Below are 16293 nucleotides of genomic sequence, written 5' to 3'. Positions count from 1 at the left end.
GCCTCGGCGGCGGCCGGGGCGGGCTCCAGCTCGGCGCCGGCCGGGGCGGCGGCCGGAGCGGGAAGGACCTCGACGGCCGAGGTGGGCTCCGGCTCGGGCCCGGAGTCGGAATCAGAGCCGGGAGCGGAGTCGGAATCAGAAGCGGGCCCGTCGTCGTCCGGCAACCACCCCGTGTCCGGCACGACAGCGGACTCCGAGGCGGCGGGAGGCTCATCGCCGGGCGCGGTAGAGCCGTCAGATGCGTCGAGCTCACGGACGACGTCGTCCTCATTGCGCTCCAGCATGGGCTGGGGGGCTGCGCCGCCGGCCCGGGCTGCGTCCACCGGAACGGCCAGAAGCATGTCGGGAAGCGCCGCCAGCGCCGCGCTGCGCGCCGGAGCGGGCAGTCCGTGAAGAGTCGCCGCCGATGCGCTCACCGCGAGGTCGGGGTCGATCATGCCCATGACGCCGCGCTGGATGAGGTCGACGGCCTCCTGCGGGGAGATCGGCGCGCTCCCGTCCTGTTCGCGCCGCCGGTAGCCGACGAGGACGGTCGTGGGCGTGAGCAGAAGGGTGGCGGCCACGCCCAGCCGCTCCAGGACGCCGGCGAGCAGGACCGCGATGTCGAGGACGCTGCCGGTGCGCGCATCGAGCAGCCCGGCCGCGGTGCGAATGGGGTGCGAACCGGCCTGCCACGGGTCGCTCACGGTCTTGATCATCACGCGACGTCGGCGCAGGACGGCGCACGCGGCCGCGGCGAGGGCATCCGGGTCGGCGGGGCCGGCAGGCCCGGCATTCTCGTCGGGCGGGGCGAGACGGAGCGCCTCGGCCGCCAGGGCGCCAACAACGACCTGGTCGGGCTGGACGAAGGTCGCCAGCGCCGCACCCGCCCAGCGCCCGCCGCCGTCGAGCCGCCAGTGCCGCGGGGGCAGCACGGTCAGGCCCGGGAGTATGCGAACGGCGGTTGCGCCGTCGGCAGTGTCGGCAGTGCGCAGGTCGATCCGCACATGGGCCGCCCCGGACTGATCGACCTGAAGCAGGCTCGCGCGATCCAGTGTCATGTCGCACGTGGCACTCAGCACCTGGTGGGACGTGTCCCAGGTCAGGTGCCAGGGCTCGGCGATCTGGCGACCGCCGTTGTCCTCGATGAGCGTGAGCGTCACCTCCAAAGCCCCCGGCGGCGTCGCCTGGGAGACGCGCGCCCCGACTGCCAGGGTCTGACGCTGCTGGTCATCGGCTGCGAGCACGGGCGAGTTCGAGCCGGCATCACGCGGGCCCGGGCCCTTCGTGAGGGATAGGCGGACCGACACCATGGGTGCGGCACCCGCCACGGCGTGGGCGTAACTGATCACGGGCACGCACTCGACCTCAATGCCGACGGCGTCCAGAGGGTCGCCGCCGGCGCCCCGGCCGCTGTCGATGGCGGCGATGAGCTCACGGATCTCGGCCCGGCCGGAGTCGGCGCCGATGAGCCGGAGCACCTCGTTGACTGCGACCAGGGCGGCCAGCGTCCTGTCGGCGTCGAAATCACCGCCGTGGACCGCCTCATTGCGGACGTGGCGGACCTCGTGCAGTTTGCTCCCCAGACCCCGCGGCAGGGTGACGAGGTAGCGTCCGTCAGCGCCGCGAGCAGTGAGGATGCGGATCTGGGTGGACAGGTCCGCCAGGTCGGGGAGGTCCGAGGCGCTGCCGCTGCCATTGCCGCCGAGCAGGAGACGCAGCCTCTCGGGCGTGCAGCGGTTGCCCAGGGTCGCGCGCAGGTAGCGCTCCAGGTGGGGCGGGAGGACGCCGAGGAGTCCTCGCAGGACGAGATCGCGATTATTGAGCTTCATGGGGAATCAAAGGGATTCGGGTAGGGATTCAGCGAACTTCAGCGGTTTTCAGAGGGAAAGCCGCTCCCCGGCACCTCGGTTGGGAGACCGCTGCACCGTTGGAGGACGACCGTTGTGGGCAGGGAGCATCGACGCATTCAGACTACAGCCTCATTGAGACGTCACTACGACGTCGCTGAGCCGCATTCGCCTTGCCACATGATCGTGATGCGCCGCGGCAGCGACTGCCACCCCCGCTACCGCCGTCGGCGCACGATCTGGGCGATGAGCTCGCGGCTGCAGCCCAGGGCCTGAGCCAGCGCCGTGTAGGACCAGCGCTTCGGCTCATCGGCCCGCAGCCGGTCGATGAGCTCGTCGCGCTCTGCCCGGTACTGGGCGGCGACGGCGTCGGCCTCGAGGGCCTTGGCATGCAGCTCGGCCGCGCGCGCCGCCAAGGGATCGGAGCTGCCCACAGTACGAACAGGGCGAGGAGGGCGACCATCCCCTGTCGGGGCGGTCGCCCTCCTCGCTCCCAGGCCGCGCAACGGGTCAGAGGCCACGCGCGAACTCCGTGATGAGACTCGGCACCGCGGCATCGAAGCCGACGACGTCGAGCATGCCCGGATCATCCGGATCGGCGATGGAGAAGCCCGTCGATGTCATGCCGACCACGATGAGCCGCGCATCGATGCCGCTGCACTCCCGGTAGCGCCGCAGCGCCTGATGCGGGTGCACTTTGCCGGACCAGGTCTCGTTGTCGGTGTAGATGACGAACGTGTCCACCTCGAGCCCCTGCTCGATCGCGTGCAGCATCGGCAGTGCGCAGTCGGTGCCGCCCATGGGTATTGAGCTCACCGCGGCCAGGGCGTCGTCGAGGCGGCGCCGCGGCGAGATGCCCAATGGGGTCAGGGCGGGCTTGTACCAGCCGCCGGCCGAGGAGAATCCGTAGGCCGTCGCGTCCGGCTCGGTCGCCAGCTGCACCAGGGCCAGCGCGGCCGACGCCTCGCGGGCGGTGATCGCCATGCCCGAGATCGGCATGGTCATGGATCCGGAGACGTCCACGGCCAGCATGGTGCGCTTCCCTGAGGGCTCGACCGCACCGAAGGCCGCGTAGAAGGCCGCGTCCAGCGCGTCGGCGACCTTCGCCGTCGGCTCCCACTGCGCGGTGCCGCGGTGCGAGGCGCCTCCCGCATAGGTGCGCTGGGCGACCAGCACGCTCACCGGATGCACACGCGCCTTGCGCAGGCGGTCGGCGTCGGTCAGCTGCGCGCAGACCTCCCTGGTGCGGCCGCCGATCGCGGGCAGCATCCCCAGACGGGTCAGGCGCGGCAGCTGACGCATGAGCGCGGTCATCGGCACGCCGACGTCGAGCAGCGCATCCCACACCTCGGGCCGAGCCAGCGCGGCATCGGGCAGCATCTCCCAGGTCAGGCGGTAGTCGCGGACGATCTGCGCCCAGGAGCGGGCGATGGTCGCCTCCTGCGCCTTGATGAATCCCTCGATGAGTGAGGGGGTCGCCTCCCCGACCGCACCATGGGCGATCCAGTCGAAGGTGGCGCCCAGGCCGGCGTCGTCAGTGCGCGGGTGCGCCAGGCGCAGCAGATCACGGTGCGTCCAGCCCTCCCGCTGACGGTACTTGACCGCCTGGTAGGCGAGCCGGTCGGCCGTGCGGCTGGTGTACCAGGAGCCGACGGCGCGGCGCAGACCGCGCCCCCATCCGCGGAACTGCTCGGTGTAGCCGGCGAAGGTGAACAGGTGGGACCCGGTGCGGGCGACCCTCGGCAGTGCGGCGAGGGCGGCCTCGCGAGTCTGCGGCACCGAGGTGGCGTAGGCCAGGGCGAACAGGGCCGGGTTCTGCCGCGGCGCCGCCCCGCTGGTCGAGACCTCGACGATCATGTCCACAAGCGTGCGCGGGGCCTCGACGGCCATCCGCTTGAGGACCTCGAGGTTGTCGATGGCCAGGTCCTGGGCACTCGTGTAGTAGGTGCCGCCGTCCACCCCCAGGATGAGGAATCGGCGCAGACGCGCGGCGTCGTCAAGGGTGAAGGTGTAGCCGCCGGCGGAGTTGGGCTCCTGGTTGGCGGCGGCCCTCTGGCTCTGCGGCGTGAGCCGGGTGCTGATGTCGCTCAGGATGTCCATGTCCTCCCCTTCCGGACGACTCGTTGATTCGGGTGGCGCAGGCGGCGGGCATGAGCCGACCGGATAACCGGTCAGGACCGATCAGTACCGGTCAGGCGCGCCCGCCGGACGGCACGGTGTCAGTCATGCCGTTCGCACGTGATAACCGACAGACTCCGGCCCACTCGGGGCGGCCCGGCCACCCCGAGTACCTGCACGGATATCGGGAGCGGGCATGTGAGTGGCCCTCCGGAACCTCCGAAGAGGATCGGGAATCGAACCCGTGTGCCATATCAATAACCGAAGAGCCTCCGGCCCGCCCACGGCCTCCGTGCAGGTGCCGGCTGCGCCGACGAGCAAGAGTGTAGACCCCTACACAGCTGCAGCGCAAGCAGTTCGATGCATGAGGAGCGAGAACGTCATGAGCGCACTCCACCCTGGTGCGCACGAGAGAAGAAGAGGAGCCCGGACGGTCATGGTGGTGATGACCGGATGCCAGCCGCTCTGCCATTGAGCTATCGACGCCATGTCGGCGGGGACTCGAACCCCGAACCTGCTGGTCCGTTTAACAGACGATAACCGATCATCCTCGGCCCGCCCGGGCAACAAGGGAGCATAGAGACGCCGACGCAATCGGGTCAAGACACTCCGAGTCGCCGGGCGGCCGGGAAGCAGCCGGCCGCGCGCACCCGGGAGACGGCTAGAGACGGCTATTGAGATGGAGGCGGACCCGACCGCCTCCGCACAAACCCGCACAAACCAGAACCCCGACGCGGTGTGAGTCGTTCGCACGACCACAACCGACGTCGGGGTTCCGACTGCCTCGTCAGGACCCTCGGTTTCTTGAAACCTTGGGAGCCGCCTGGAGGCAATCAGGAGGCTCGCGAGAATTATGCGCCAAAGCCCCAGGCCGTGTCTATAACGTGTCGATAAGCCGCACCCACCACGAAGACCAGGATCCGCCACCCGAACCCGCACTCGCACAGGAATCCGCGGAGCCGCAACGTTATCGAGCGACCACTGAGCCTGAACCTCACCTCTCACCCTTCGAGGGTGACACAGGTGGACATTCGAGGGTGACACAGGTGGACATACGCCACCTCGAAACGTAGTGTCATCTATGACATCTGCGTCAGATGTGACAGAGAGACCACCATGACTGACCTACTTGAAGTAGCACCATCCAACGTTGATCCTCAGACGCGCGCCTCACTCACCAGGTTCGCCAGCGACCTCGGCGAGGGCGCACTGCGTAATCTTCTCCTCGCCCTGTCCGACTCGCTCGCGTCCGGCTGCACCGTCGCCCTGCTCGACGTCGACGCCGATTACACACCCGCCCAGGTGGCTAAACAGTTGCGGATGAGCCGTACTCACCTGTACAAGCTGCTCGACTCCGGGCATATCCCGTCCCACCGCGTCGGTCGGGATCGTCGCATCACCGGACGCGATATCGTCGCCTTCGAGCGTCGCCGCCAGGAGGAGCGCCGCGCTCTCGCCGAGCGCTTCAGCAACCCCGAAGCCATCCAGCGCGGCGCAATCGACGAACTCGTCGAGCAGATTTGACCCGCATTCTCTGCGAGCACCGCTTCGCGGTTGGGTCGTACTGCACAATGCAGGTGTGCAGCACGACCCGACCGCCCGTCCCACTCTGAGATTCCTCGCGGAGCTCACGCAGGGGTGGGAGGACCCGCACGAGAGGCGAGCCATCACCGACGAGCGATGGGACGCTGTACAGCCGCTCTCCCATCTTTCTCATCCGATTCTCGACAAGTGCCGCGATCTTCTGAACACGACCACCTCGGACGCCCCTGCCGCTAATCGCACCATTGCATGCTCACGCGACCTCCGGCTCCTCAGGCGCGAAACCGTTGCCAAGATCCTCACCGACTGGGAACGGCTGGTGCAGGAGCTGGCAAGAAGACTGCTGGAGGAGGCCATGCACAACGGACGTTCTCGCCTGGCCGTCCCTCACCCGACGGAGCCAGCGCCACTGACCACTGTTGACCTTGAGTTCTCGGCTGATGACGACATTGAGGAGTTCGTTCTCTCGTTCATCGATCACACTCAGCGGGGATCACAACTCGCCTACCTTCTGGAACGGCGGCTGCTCACCAGCATCGCTCCGCCACAGCAGGACTGGGACGTTGCAGGAGGCATCTATTCCGCGATGGAGGCGCCCGGGCACGGCAACCGCCAGGTCGCGCGGCTCCAGGAAGCCGTGAAGAACAGCCAACTTCTGGAATCAGTCCCCGGAGAGGTAGCGCACCGGGCCCACAGACTCCACATCGGTGACGCCGCTGTTCAGGGAACGGCAGTCCGGGCACTCTGCGGCGTGTTCTTCGTACCCCGTACGGATCCCACCGATCTGCCCTACTGTGAGGAATGCTCCCGACGCTACGCGCAGCTGCCGCCCTTCTAGCGCCAGACGCACGGCCGCCGTCCGCCACAAAGATGAAGATATAGAACCCACCGCCCGAGTCCTGATCCGGGCGAGCATCCTCGGCATCGCGCCGTCGTCGAGCAGCCGGAAAGCGGCTGCGGAGCAGGACAACCGCGAACCGCCGCGCACGCCGACGTCGTCCACGACATAATGGGCTCATGCTCATGCCCTACTCTCCGGGCCCCGAGCCACTGACTCGCATGGCCGACGGGACCATCAAGCAGATCAGCCCCTTCACCGGTACGGAGGTGTGGACGGTGCCGGGCCGCGGCAACCGGCCGATCTCCCACCCGGTCGCCGAAATCCACCCGCTGACCCCCGCCGAGCGCACCCGCGCCTGCGCCTTCTGCCCGGCCCACTACACCGAGACGCCGCCGGAGAAGAGCCGCGTCGTCGCGCGCCCGGACGGCGGCTTCGAGCAGATCGACGGCCTGCCCGCGAGCGCCCTGTTCGACACGGTCGCCGAGTTCCGCCGCGTGCCCAACCTCTTCGAGATCCTGTCCTACGACTACTGGCACGCCAACCACGGCTACGAGATCCCCGACGCCGCCCGCGAGCGCATGGAGGCCTACCTCGCCGATCCGGCCGGCGCCGCTCACGTCGCGCGCGTGGCCCGGAGCAAACTGCGCGCCTCCGGGCAGGACCCGGCCTCGTGGGAGTCGATGGACGACGACGCCCGCCACCAGTTCCTGGCCGCCTTCTTCGCCGGCGGCCACGACGTCATCATCGCGCGGCGCCACTTCACCGACGCCGCCATCGACACCAGCGGCCTGGCCGGTTCGGGCACGCTGACCCCCGAGGAGCACCGCGCCTACATGCGCCTGGCCGTGGCGGCGACGACGGACCTGTACAGGGCCAATCGGTGGGTGCGCTATGTGGCGGTCTTCCAGAACTGGCTGCGGCCCGCCGGAGCGAGCTTCGACCACCTGCACAAGCAGCTGGTCGGCATCGACGAGCGGGGGGTGTCGTCCGTGCTGGAGCTCCAACGGGTGCGGGCCAACCCGAACCTCTACAACGAGATGGGCGTGGACTACGCCGCCTACAACGGACTGCTGGTGGCCTCCAACGAGCATGCGGTCGCCTTCGCCGGCTTCGGGCACCGCTACCCCACGCTGGAGGTGTACTCGACGTCGGCCACCTGCGAGCCCTGGCTCATGAGCCGCGCCGAGGTCGACGCCGTGGCGGACCTCGTGCACGCCCTGCACGCGGCCACCGGGGCGGATGTGCCCAGCAACGAGGAGTGGCACCACAAGCCGATCGATGTCGATCAGCCGATGCCGTGGCACATCACGCTCAAGTGGCGGGTCTCGACTCTGGCCGGCTTCGAGGGCGGCACGAAGATCTATCTCAACACCATCGATCCGTGGACGCTGCGCGACCGGGTGGTCGCCCGCCTGGAGGATCTGCGGGCCGACCGCCTCATTGCGCCGATGACCGTGGGCGAGGAGTGTCCGCGCGAACCCAACCGGCTGCTGTACAACCCCGTGCTGGGACGCTGATGAGCTGAGGATCAGGCCGCTGGACCGATCTCGACGCGGGTTGCGACCGATCTCGACGCGGGTTGCGACCGATCTCGCGCCGGAAGCGGACCGATCTCGAGGCGCTTCTTGTCTCCCCCTTGACGTACGTATAACGTACGTACACCAAGGGGGAGACATGACACCTGCCAAGACCAGACGACTCGATCTGCGTACGACACCGCACCAGGCAGCACTCATCCAGCAGGCCGCCGCTCATACAGACCGTACCGTCAGCGAATTCGTCCTATCCGCAGCTACCCGCTCCGCCGAGCGCGTCCTGGCCGAGCGTCGTTCTTTTCTCTTGGACTCGCAGACGTACGAGGCCGTCGAAGCCATTCTCGACGCCCCGCTGACCGATACATCCCGCTTCGAGCGGCTCTGGTCTCGTCCGTCCCCCTTCGGCACACGCCTCGAGCTGCAGCCTGAGGAGTGACGAGAGCGCATCATGAACGGTGACGGGCTTCATGCCCCCCGAAGACTCGAGCGCCATGATGCGACGGAGAACTTCCACAGCGGAGCGGAGGACCTGGATGACTGGCTCGCTCGCCTCGCGTGGCAGAACCAACGATCGAGGGACACTGTCACCTACGTGTCCACCCAGGACGGCGAGATCCTGGGGTACTACGCCATCGCGATGGCCTCATACGCACGCGATGAGGCGCCCGGAGGGCTAGGCCATCGCAGCCGCCCTGCACAACTGCCCTGCGTGCTTCTGGCGCGCCTCGCCGTCGAGCGACGCGCTCAAGGTCTGGGGCTCGGGGCCGCTCTCCTGCGCGATGCGATCGAACGCAGCTACCGACTCAGCGAGGTCGTAGGTGCCGCAGCCCTCCTCGTCCACTGCCGCGACGAGGCTGCACGCGCCTTCTATCGTGCGAACGGCGACTTTCTCGCGTCGCCCGCCGACCCGGTGCACCTGCTACTGCCGATGAAGCAGGTCCGCCGAATGCTCAACGGTTGAGTACCGACTCACATCGCGCTGCGCCGTACTGCGCCGCCCTGCTGGACCGATCTCGAGGCGGGTTGCGACCGATCTCGCGCTGGAAGCGGACCGATCTCGACGCGGAGTACGACCGATCTCGGCGGGGGGCGGGGTACGGGGCGCGGGCTAGAGGCCGAGGGCGCTGCGCTCCTCGGACCCGACCCAGCCGGAACGCCCCTCCAGGGCGTGGAACCAGCGCGCCAGGGCGGGCCAGAAGGCGACCGACGGCGCCTCGCCGCCCGGGTAGTGCCTGCGCCCGCCGTACTCGTAGGCCTGCACGGTGGTGAACAGGCGGATGTCGCTGCCGGTGGGCGCCACGCCGCAGAGGAACTGCTCCACCGAGACGACGGCGGACAGCGGCGGGACGTCCTGCACCGTCAGGGCCGCCTCGCGGGAGGCCTCCATGCGGGTGGCGCGGGCGAGCAGGGTGTCGATGACGTCGAAGGCGATCAGAACCGAGTTGGCCGCCTCGACCGCCTCCTCCTCATCCTTGCTGTGCGTGGCCGTGCCGTGAGGGCCGTTGACGTGCTCGGCCAGCCAGGCGTCCCAGGCGTCGGTGGAATTGCGCCGGTTGATCGGGTAGAGATCGGGAGCGCCCTTGCGCTGAAGTCGCCACCAAGCGGTGGACAGGTCGAAGAGCATGTCGCCGGAATCATCGGAGACGACCTGCCCGGTGGTCGTATCGACCAGGGCGGGGACCGTGGGCGGAGGCGTGTATCCGGGCGTCGTCGCATAGACCTCGGCCAGGGAGCGCGCCCCGAGCGCCGGGTCGACTCCGGGTTCGCCGTCGGCCCCGGTCAGCTCCCAATAGCCGTCCTCACCGCGGCCGTAGGTCCAGGACACGGGAAGGGCCTCCACCAGGCCCAGTAGACGCCGCGCGATGAGCACGCGGCGGCACCATGGACACGATCCGGAGGCGATGAGTCGATAGCGGCCGGCATCGACGGGAAGGTCGTCGTCGCTGAAACGGTGCGAGATGGCAATGGGCATAAGGGCCTCCCGGCGAATGAGGATGAGCGGCAGGTGGGCGGCGGATGAGCGGCAGGTGAGCAGCACAGCGTCTCAAGCCAATGGTCGCCCCTGCACCAGGCGCGCGCCGCCTCATTCACCCCAGGCGAACCTACGGCATCGTCCGACTCCGCGACGCGACGATGCGGGCCCGCCCAGCCATCCGCGACCGATCTCGGTGCGGAACCGGACCGATCTCGGTGCGGAACCGGACCGATCTCGACGAAAGGGCGGGGCGCGGGGGCCGGCCTCCTTACTCCTCTCGGTTGAGGAACTCCTCGGTTGCGTCGAGGATCCGCACCTCGTCCGGGTGGTCCCAGCGCAGATCCGCCAGGAGCTCGCGCCCCTTGTCCAACGCGTCCTGAGCCGCCTCGCGCGCCCCCGGCGCCTCGCGGTTCTCCGCATACAGACGGCAGATGAAGGCGTACTCACGGGCGGCCGTCACACGGTCCCCGACCGACATGAAGCCCTCGATAGCGCGCTGCGAGGCCTCGACAGCCCTCATGTTGTCGTCGCAGCGCCACAGCACATCGGACAGATCCCGCTCCAGGCTCCCCGCCTCCCAGGTGTCGGAGTAGTCCTCCTGAGCGGGAACGGTCTCCTGGACGCGCCGAGCCTCCGCGATGAGCTCCAGAGCCTCCTCCTCGTGGAGGCGTGAGGCCTGGACACTGGGCTGCGTCACGAGCGCTCGAGCCGCCTGGCGCAGGAAGCGGGCGTACTTCAGGCGGGTGCCGTCATTCGCGTCGGGCTCCTCGCCGATGGGGCACAGCTCGGCGCAGCGCCGCAGCAGGGCGCAGGCCTCCTCGGGGCGCTTGAGGTTCTGAGCGGCGTCGGCGGCCCGCTCGAAGTAGGCGCGCGCCCCGTCCGCCTGCCCCCTGCCCAGCTGCACCTCGGCGAGTGCGCAGGCGGCCTCCAGGACCCCTGCGTGCTCCTGCAGATCCGTCAGCACGTGGACGAGGATCTCGCGCAGGCGCAGGACCATACCGGGACGGCGCGCAGATTCGGCCAGATCGATGCCGATCTCCAGCACCTCGGCGGCCTCCAGGAACCGCCGCGAGGCGCCCAGGGCATTGGCGAGCGACCCGAGGATATCCAGGGCCCAGGATCGCAGACCGGCGGCGAGGAGAAGGTTGGAGGCCTCCCGGTACTGGATGACGGCCTCATCAGTCTGTTCGTAGTGCCGGGAGAGCCGGCCGAGCGCCTTGCGGGCCTCGACGACCGTGGACAGCGACGCCGGGTCGCGCCTGCGCATGAGCGAATCCAGCTCGCGCGCCGCCGTGTAGATATCACCGGCACTGGCGTGAATGAAAGCGGCGAAATTGTCGACTCTGTCGCGCCGATCCCAATCGGGGTCATGGCCGATGCCGGCCAGATGGTCGGCGACGACCCGCATGGTCTCGATGACCGGCAGTGCGGCCTGGGGGCGGATCATCTGCACGCGAGTGCAGGCCTCCCAGTAAAGCGCGGCGAAGATCTCCCACAGCGCGTCGGGGTCGGCCGCTCCAGCGCCCGCGGCCGGCTCCGGTAAGTCAGGCGAATCGGCCGTTGTGGTCGAGTCGGTCGCTGCGAGCAGCTGGTCGGCGAGCTCATGGACCTGCGCGGCCAGCTCCTCCAGGCGGGCGAGCCGATCATCGTCGGCGGGATCCCGACCGGCGACGGAGTCGGCCGCGCCCGCATCGCACAGGAGCTCGATGTCCAGACGGAGCAGACGGGCACGACGCTGCGCTTGACCGCCGTCGGGAACCGGGCGGGCGGCGAGGAGGTCGCGAGCGGCACGATGCTCCTCGAAGGCCCGGTCGTATTCCTCGGCTTGGCTGTATTCGACGGCGCGCGCCATGGCGGCCTCGGCCTCCAGACCCGCCGGCGGCTCGGCGTCCAGTGCGCCCTGCTCCCACAGCCAGTCACGCAGCATGGCCCTCTCGGCGCCATCGGGGCGGGCGTCGGGTGCGTACAGGCGGTTCAGGGCCTCGGCGGCGCCGGCCGGCGGGATGAGGACCGGCATGCCGACGGCGGGGTAGCCGGTCGATGCCCCGTCGCGCGAGCCCGCCTGCTCCGGGTCTTCAGAAACCTCAGGGGCACCGGCAGCTCCAGCGGAACCCGCACCCGGACGGGCGTCTTCATCCGCGCTATCGGCGCTATCGGCACCGTCAGCACTGTCGGCACCGTCCAGACCGTCCAGGTCGCTGATCGGAGCGGCCTCGGGAAGAGCCTCGGGCGTCTCAAGAAGCTCGACGCGCATGCCGTCCTGCGCCCGCTCGATGTACGGGCGCCAGCCGAGCGCCTTCTCCAGGTCTCGCGTCCACCAGTCATTGCCGTTGCGCTCGTCGTAGGCGGCGTCAATGCGGCGCGCCCAGGCCTCGCACTGCTCGGCGGCCTCGGCCAGCGTCGAGCCGGCGCCCACGCTCACGCCGGGGCACCAGGTCCGGTTCTCCGGCAGATCGACGCCGAGACGCTCATCGCCGCGCCCGTCCCGGGTCGCCTGGTGAAGAAGAACAGCCGCGCCGCAGGTGAAGGCCTCAAGGTCGCTTGCGGAGTCGCACAGGGCCGTCCAGGCCGCATGGCGGCGCAGGATCCTCAGACCCCGGTCGACATGCCCGGACAGGGCGAGATAGTAGAAGTGATCCTCCAGCCCACCGGCATGACGGGGATCGTGCCGGTAGGCGCGATAAGCGCGCACGTGGGTATCCCACGCGGCCCGGGTACGACCGGTGCGCAGCAGGGGCAGAAGCACATTGGTCTGCATATTCGCGGGCTGCTCGGGGCAGCCGATCTCCCCGGCGAGTACCGGCACCGCGGTCGCCACCGCGAGCTCGTCGTCGCCGTCGGCGATCGCCTGAACGACCTGCCGCTCGGGATCGCAGGCCAGGCAGTCGGAGGAGTCGTCGCGCGGCGTGGCCCTCCAAGCGGCGAGCTCGGCACGGGCCTCCTCGGCAAGGCCCAGACGCCGGGCCACGTAGAAGCGCTGGCCGTGGACGGTGTGCATGGAGGCGCCCTGCTCGCGGTAGAAGGCCTCCATGCCGTCCTCGAGAGCGCGTACCTGCTCCAGGGGGACCGACGGGTTGCGGGCGGCGGCGGTCACCGCCCACTTGTAGTGCCAGCGCAGGTGGTGGCTCACGCGCTCATCGAACAGGTCGGGCCGTTCGGCCTGCCGGGCCAGGCACCACACGAAGGGCGCCACCCCCTTCCACTCCTCTCCTCCCCAGGCGTAGTCGGCGACGAGCTGAGTGCGGGTATCGACCTGGAGCTGCTCATCACCGATCTCGTCGGCCCAGGTGACGGCCTCCGCCACGAGCGCCGAGCGCCTGGGGCCGCGCGGCAGGGTGTAGGTGTAGCGCAGGCGCTCAATGATGTCCTCGCGATTCATGAGGGAGCTCCTTCTTGGCGGGAGGTCGGGGCCGCACTGTCATCCTCCAAGGCGGGTGCGGAGGGCGTCAGAGCGCTCGTCAGGAGGGTGGAGAGCGTCTGGGCGGCCCAGGCGCGCTCCTTCGCGGTCAGGGAGTGGTGCCCGGTGAGCAGGCACTGGACGTACAGACCGCGCAGGACCCGGGTGATGGTGGCCTCATCCGGTCTCGGGCCGGCTGGGGTGGCTCGGCCGACTGGGTCGGCTCGGTTGGCTGGGCAGCTCGTCCCCGTCACGGCGACGAGCTGCGCGACCAGGGCGCTGGCCCGATTCAGGACGAGCCGGGGGCGCGGCGCCGCGGCGAAGGGATCGGTGACGCCGAGAACCTGGGACCAGGCCCCGACCGCGGCGGCCCGGGAGGCGGCCGCGCCGGCAGCGGAGGAGGCCTGGGCGCGACGTCCGGCGAGGTCCGGATCCGGCAGGTAGAGCGCCGGAGTGGTGGCGGGGTCGAAGCGGCGCAGCACCACCTCGACGTCGACCTCGGTCAGGGCGCTGCCGGCCAGACGGAGCAAGTCGATGGCCTCGGCCTCCTCCGCCGGGGTGGCGGGCGTGAGCGCATCAAGGATCTCGTCGGGATCGACCAGCGCCAGTTCGCTGATGCCGGCGGCATTGTCGAGCGCCTCGGGGTGGAGGGCGAGGGCCGCGATGATCTCGGCCTCGTAGGCGTGGCCCGCATTGATCAGGACGATCCCCTGGGCGGCGGCGACGTCGGCCAGCGCCCGGAACTGATCGACCGTGCGGGTCCAGCGCACGCGCGTGCCCCTGCCCGCCAGCGCGACCAGCTCGGCGAGGGTCTTCTCGCCGGCCGTCGTCGTCAACGGCACATGGCGGGCGACGAGCCCGAGCATCTCGGGGTCCTCGACGGCCACGGAGCACAGGCCGATGGCGTGCGCCGCGACGAAGGCGTCCAGACGCGTGGGCGCGGCGCGCCCCAGACGCTCGATCCAGTCCCGCACCTGCCCGCCGATCGTCTCGCGGACGGTCTCCAGCAGGTCGTCGTCGACGAGGGATTCGCGCGAGGCCGTCAGGTGCAGGTGCTCGGCGTCGGCAATCACGCGCACGAAGTAGGCCCAGTCGGGGGCCAGGCCCTCGGCCGCACGGGTGACGAGCATGCGCTTGACGCTGACCGTGTGCCGGGCCTCCGCGGTGGGGGCGGCCCGCCCCATGATGGCGATCGTCCCGTGCAGCCCGGCGGCGGGCACGTCGAGGTCGAGCAGGTCGAAGGGCTCGGAGCCGAGTTCGTCCGTGCACCACTGCACCGCCTGGCCGCGGGGCATCTCCCAGGGGCCTCGGCCGCGGCCGTGATAGGTGACGGCGCCGTCGTCGGAGCACACCTCGATATCGACCGGCAGCAGGTGGCCGAACTCCTCGACCAGGGCGCGCACCGTCTCCGGGGCCAGCCAGTCCTCGCTGGGCAAGGCGCGCAGGGCGATGGCGGCGCCCGGCTCGCGGGGCGCGTCGGCGGCGGAGTCGGGGACCGGTTCGACGGAGTAGGTGCCGTCGGTCCTTCCTCGCCAGCGCACGGCCGGCGCGGCTGAGTCGGCCGACCCGGCTGATTCGGCTGACCCGCCGCCGCGGGCGGAGCGGGAGGTGACCACGATCTCGGGGCTGACCATGAAGCAGGAGAGCAGGCCGATGCCGAACTGGCCCAGGTAGTCGCCACGGGCCAGGCCGAGCTCGTCGCGCTTGGAGGAGGCGCCGATCGTCGACAGCAGCTCGTCGACTTCGTCGGCGGTCAGCCCGACGCCCGTGTCCGTGCAGGTCAGGGTGGCGGCGCCGTCGGCGCGTCCGAGCTCGATCGTGACCCGCTGCGGACAGTCGGGCTCGATGGCGCGGCGGGCGGCGATGGCGTCGACGGCGTTCTGCAGGAGCTCGCGCACGTAGACGCGCGGACCCGAATAGAGGTTGCGGGACAGGAGGTCGACCATGCCGCGCAGGTCGACCTGAAAAGCGGACATGCCTCAGCTCTCCTTCCCGGTGCGGTCATCGGGCTGGGCGCGCTCGGCCTCGAAGGCGTCCCAGACGGCGGCAGCGGCCGTGGGGTCGTCGACGGGCTCGCTCGCGGGCAGTCCCCGTTGCTCCGCCAGGTCGTTGAGAGGACCGACGGTCGAGCCGACGACGATCCTCAGGATGTCGCGGAGCTGCTCGTCCTCCGCCCCGAGCATCAGGGGAGTCCAGGACGAGGCGAGGATGCGGTGACCGGCGCTGGTGGGAACCAGCCGGATGGAGGACAGGCAGTGGGCGAAGTTGGTGGCCTGAATGTGGGCGCGCAGTGCCGCGGCATCCGTGACGAAGGCGGGGCCGTAGAGGGACTCGACGTGCAGCAGCAGGTCCCCGTCGTCGTGCACGGACAGGCGCACCGGGTGGTGCCAGGCGGAGGCCGCCCACTTGTTCAGTGCGATCTGCTTGAGATTCTGATCGAACAAGCGCGCGAGCACGAACAGGAGGCGCGCACGACTGACGGGCGGGGTGAGGGAGTCGGGGTCGGTCCACCAGGGCATGTCAGTCCTCCTTCCGGACACGGGTCAGAGGCAGTGTGTTCTCGAAGGCCACCGCGCACCGGTCGACCAGGAAGGTCGCCCAGGCGAGATAGCCGTCGAGCTGGGTATCGGTCATGCCCTGCTCCAGCGGAGTGACCGCCTCAATGCGCACATAGAGGCGGCCGGCGTCGGCGGAAGCCCCCTCCGGCGAGTCAGTCGCCTCCTCCTGCCCCTCCTTGGGAGCGTCCACCTGGGCCAGGCTGATCGTCGGGGCCGGCTCACTCGCCAGAAGACGATCCACGAGGTCGCGGGCGGCCTCGATCTCCTGAGGCTCGGGGTGCAGCTGCCCGGCCAGGTCAATGCGCACCGAGAGCGAGGTGGTGCTCATGCTGACGGATACGGCCGGATCATCCCCGACGAGCACATCGCGGTCCTCAGGTTCCGGTTGCCGGCAGGGCAGACCACGGCGGCCGGCCGAGGCGGCGATACGCATGGGCGAAACGGTCGGTAGTGCTGTCACGGGCCTACCGTAGTGCCTTCTCAAGCGCCTTCTCGCAT

13 protein-coding genes are annotated in these 16293 nt (G+C 69.8%); 5 read left to right on the top strand and 8 right to left on the bottom strand.

Features of this window, described 5'->3' with window-relative positions:
• The 3 genes from W5W_RS16290 to W5W_RS0103225 form a co-directional block, all read right to left on the bottom strand.
• A partial coding sequence (locus W5W_RS16290) for a hypothetical protein (RefSeq protein WP_034498294.1) occupies positions 1–1811 on the bottom strand: 1811 nt, incomplete at its 3' end.
• A gap of 236 nt (positions 1812–2047) precedes the next feature.
• Positions 2048–2263: a hypothetical protein gene (locus W5W_RS14500; RefSeq protein WP_017194326.1), complete on the bottom strand. Its 216-nt coding sequence runs from the start codon at positions 2261–2263 to the stop codon at positions 2048–2050.
• Positions 2264–2339: 76 nt separating this feature from the next.
• Positions 2340–3929, bottom strand: a complete 1590-nt coding sequence (locus W5W_RS0103225) for a TROVE domain-containing protein (protein WP_017194325.1) — start codon at positions 3927–3929, stop codon at positions 2340–2342.
• 1134 nt (positions 3930–5063) lie between these two features.
• Between W5W_RS0103225 and W5W_RS0103220 the strand changes: the two genes are divergently transcribed.
• The 5 genes from W5W_RS0103220 (at position 5064) to W5W_RS0103200 (ending at position 8826) form a co-directional block, all read left to right on the top strand.
• Positions 5064–5471, top strand: coding sequence for a helix-turn-helix domain-containing protein (locus W5W_RS0103220; protein ID WP_017194324.1), 408 nt, complete (start codon positions 5064–5066; stop codon positions 5469–5471).
• Between the two features lie 55 nt (positions 5472–5526).
• Positions 5527–6327 (top strand): DUF3039 domain-containing protein, encoded by an 801-nt coding sequence (locus tag W5W_RS14495; protein WP_017194323.1) that lies wholly within the window; start codon positions 5527–5529, stop codon positions 6325–6327.
• 179 nt (positions 6328–6506) lie between these two features.
• The gene (locus tag W5W_RS0103210; protein WP_017194322.1) at positions 6507–7847 is read left to right on the top strand and encodes a DUF4921 family protein; all 1341 of its coding nucleotides are present in this window, start codon (positions 6507–6509) and stop codon (positions 7845–7847) included.
• Positions 7848–8004: 157 nt separating this feature from the next.
• Complete coding sequence (locus W5W_RS0103205; protein ID WP_008733997.1) at positions 8005–8301, top strand: type II toxin-antitoxin system TacA family antitoxin; 297 nt, start codon at positions 8005–8007, stop codon at positions 8299–8301.
• 12 nt (positions 8302–8313) lie between these two features.
• Positions 8314–8826 (top strand): GNAT family N-acetyltransferase, encoded by a 513-nt coding sequence (locus W5W_RS0103200; protein ID WP_017194321.1) that lies wholly within the window; start codon positions 8314–8316, stop codon positions 8824–8826.
• Positions 8827–8973: 147 nt separating this feature from the next.
• On the opposite strand, the gene W5W_RS0103195 is transcribed toward W5W_RS0103200, so the two are convergent.
• From W5W_RS0103195 to W5W_RS0103175, 5 genes are all read right to left on the bottom strand, one after another.
• Positions 8974–9837: a glutathione S-transferase family protein gene (locus W5W_RS0103195; protein ID WP_029574045.1), complete on the bottom strand. Its 864-nt coding sequence runs from the start codon at positions 9835–9837 to the stop codon at positions 8974–8976.
• 271 nt (positions 9838–10108) lie between these two features.
• Positions 10109–13219, bottom strand: a complete 3111-nt coding sequence (locus W5W_RS0103190) for a hypothetical protein (RefSeq protein WP_017194319.1) — start codon at positions 13217–13219, stop codon at positions 10109–10111.
• A complete protein-coding gene (locus tag W5W_RS0103185; RefSeq protein WP_017194318.1) occupies positions 13216–15213 on the bottom strand; it encodes an HSP90 family protein in 1998 nt (665 codons plus the stop codon). The genes W5W_RS0103190 and W5W_RS0103185 overlap by 4 nt, the downstream gene beginning before the upstream one ends.
• A 3-nt stretch (positions 15214–15216) precedes the next feature.
• The gene (locus tag W5W_RS0103180) at positions 15217–15756 is read right to left on the bottom strand and encodes a hypothetical protein (protein ID WP_008733977.1); all 540 of its coding nucleotides are present in this window, start codon (positions 15754–15756) and stop codon (positions 15217–15219) included.
• A gap of 1 nt (position 15757) precedes the next feature.
• Positions 15758–16255 (bottom strand): hypothetical protein, encoded by a 498-nt coding sequence (locus W5W_RS0103175; RefSeq protein WP_232611881.1) that lies wholly within the window; start codon positions 16253–16255, stop codon positions 15758–15760.
• Positions 16256–16293: the final 38 nt, after the last annotated feature.

Origin of the sequence: Actinomyces massiliensis 4401292 (assembly GCF_000269805.1) — a bacterium.
GTDB classification, from domain to species: domain Bacteria; phylum Actinomycetota; class Actinomycetes; order Actinomycetales; family Actinomycetaceae; genus Actinomyces; species Actinomyces massiliensis.
This window is presented reverse-complemented; position numbering and strand designations above follow the sequence as displayed.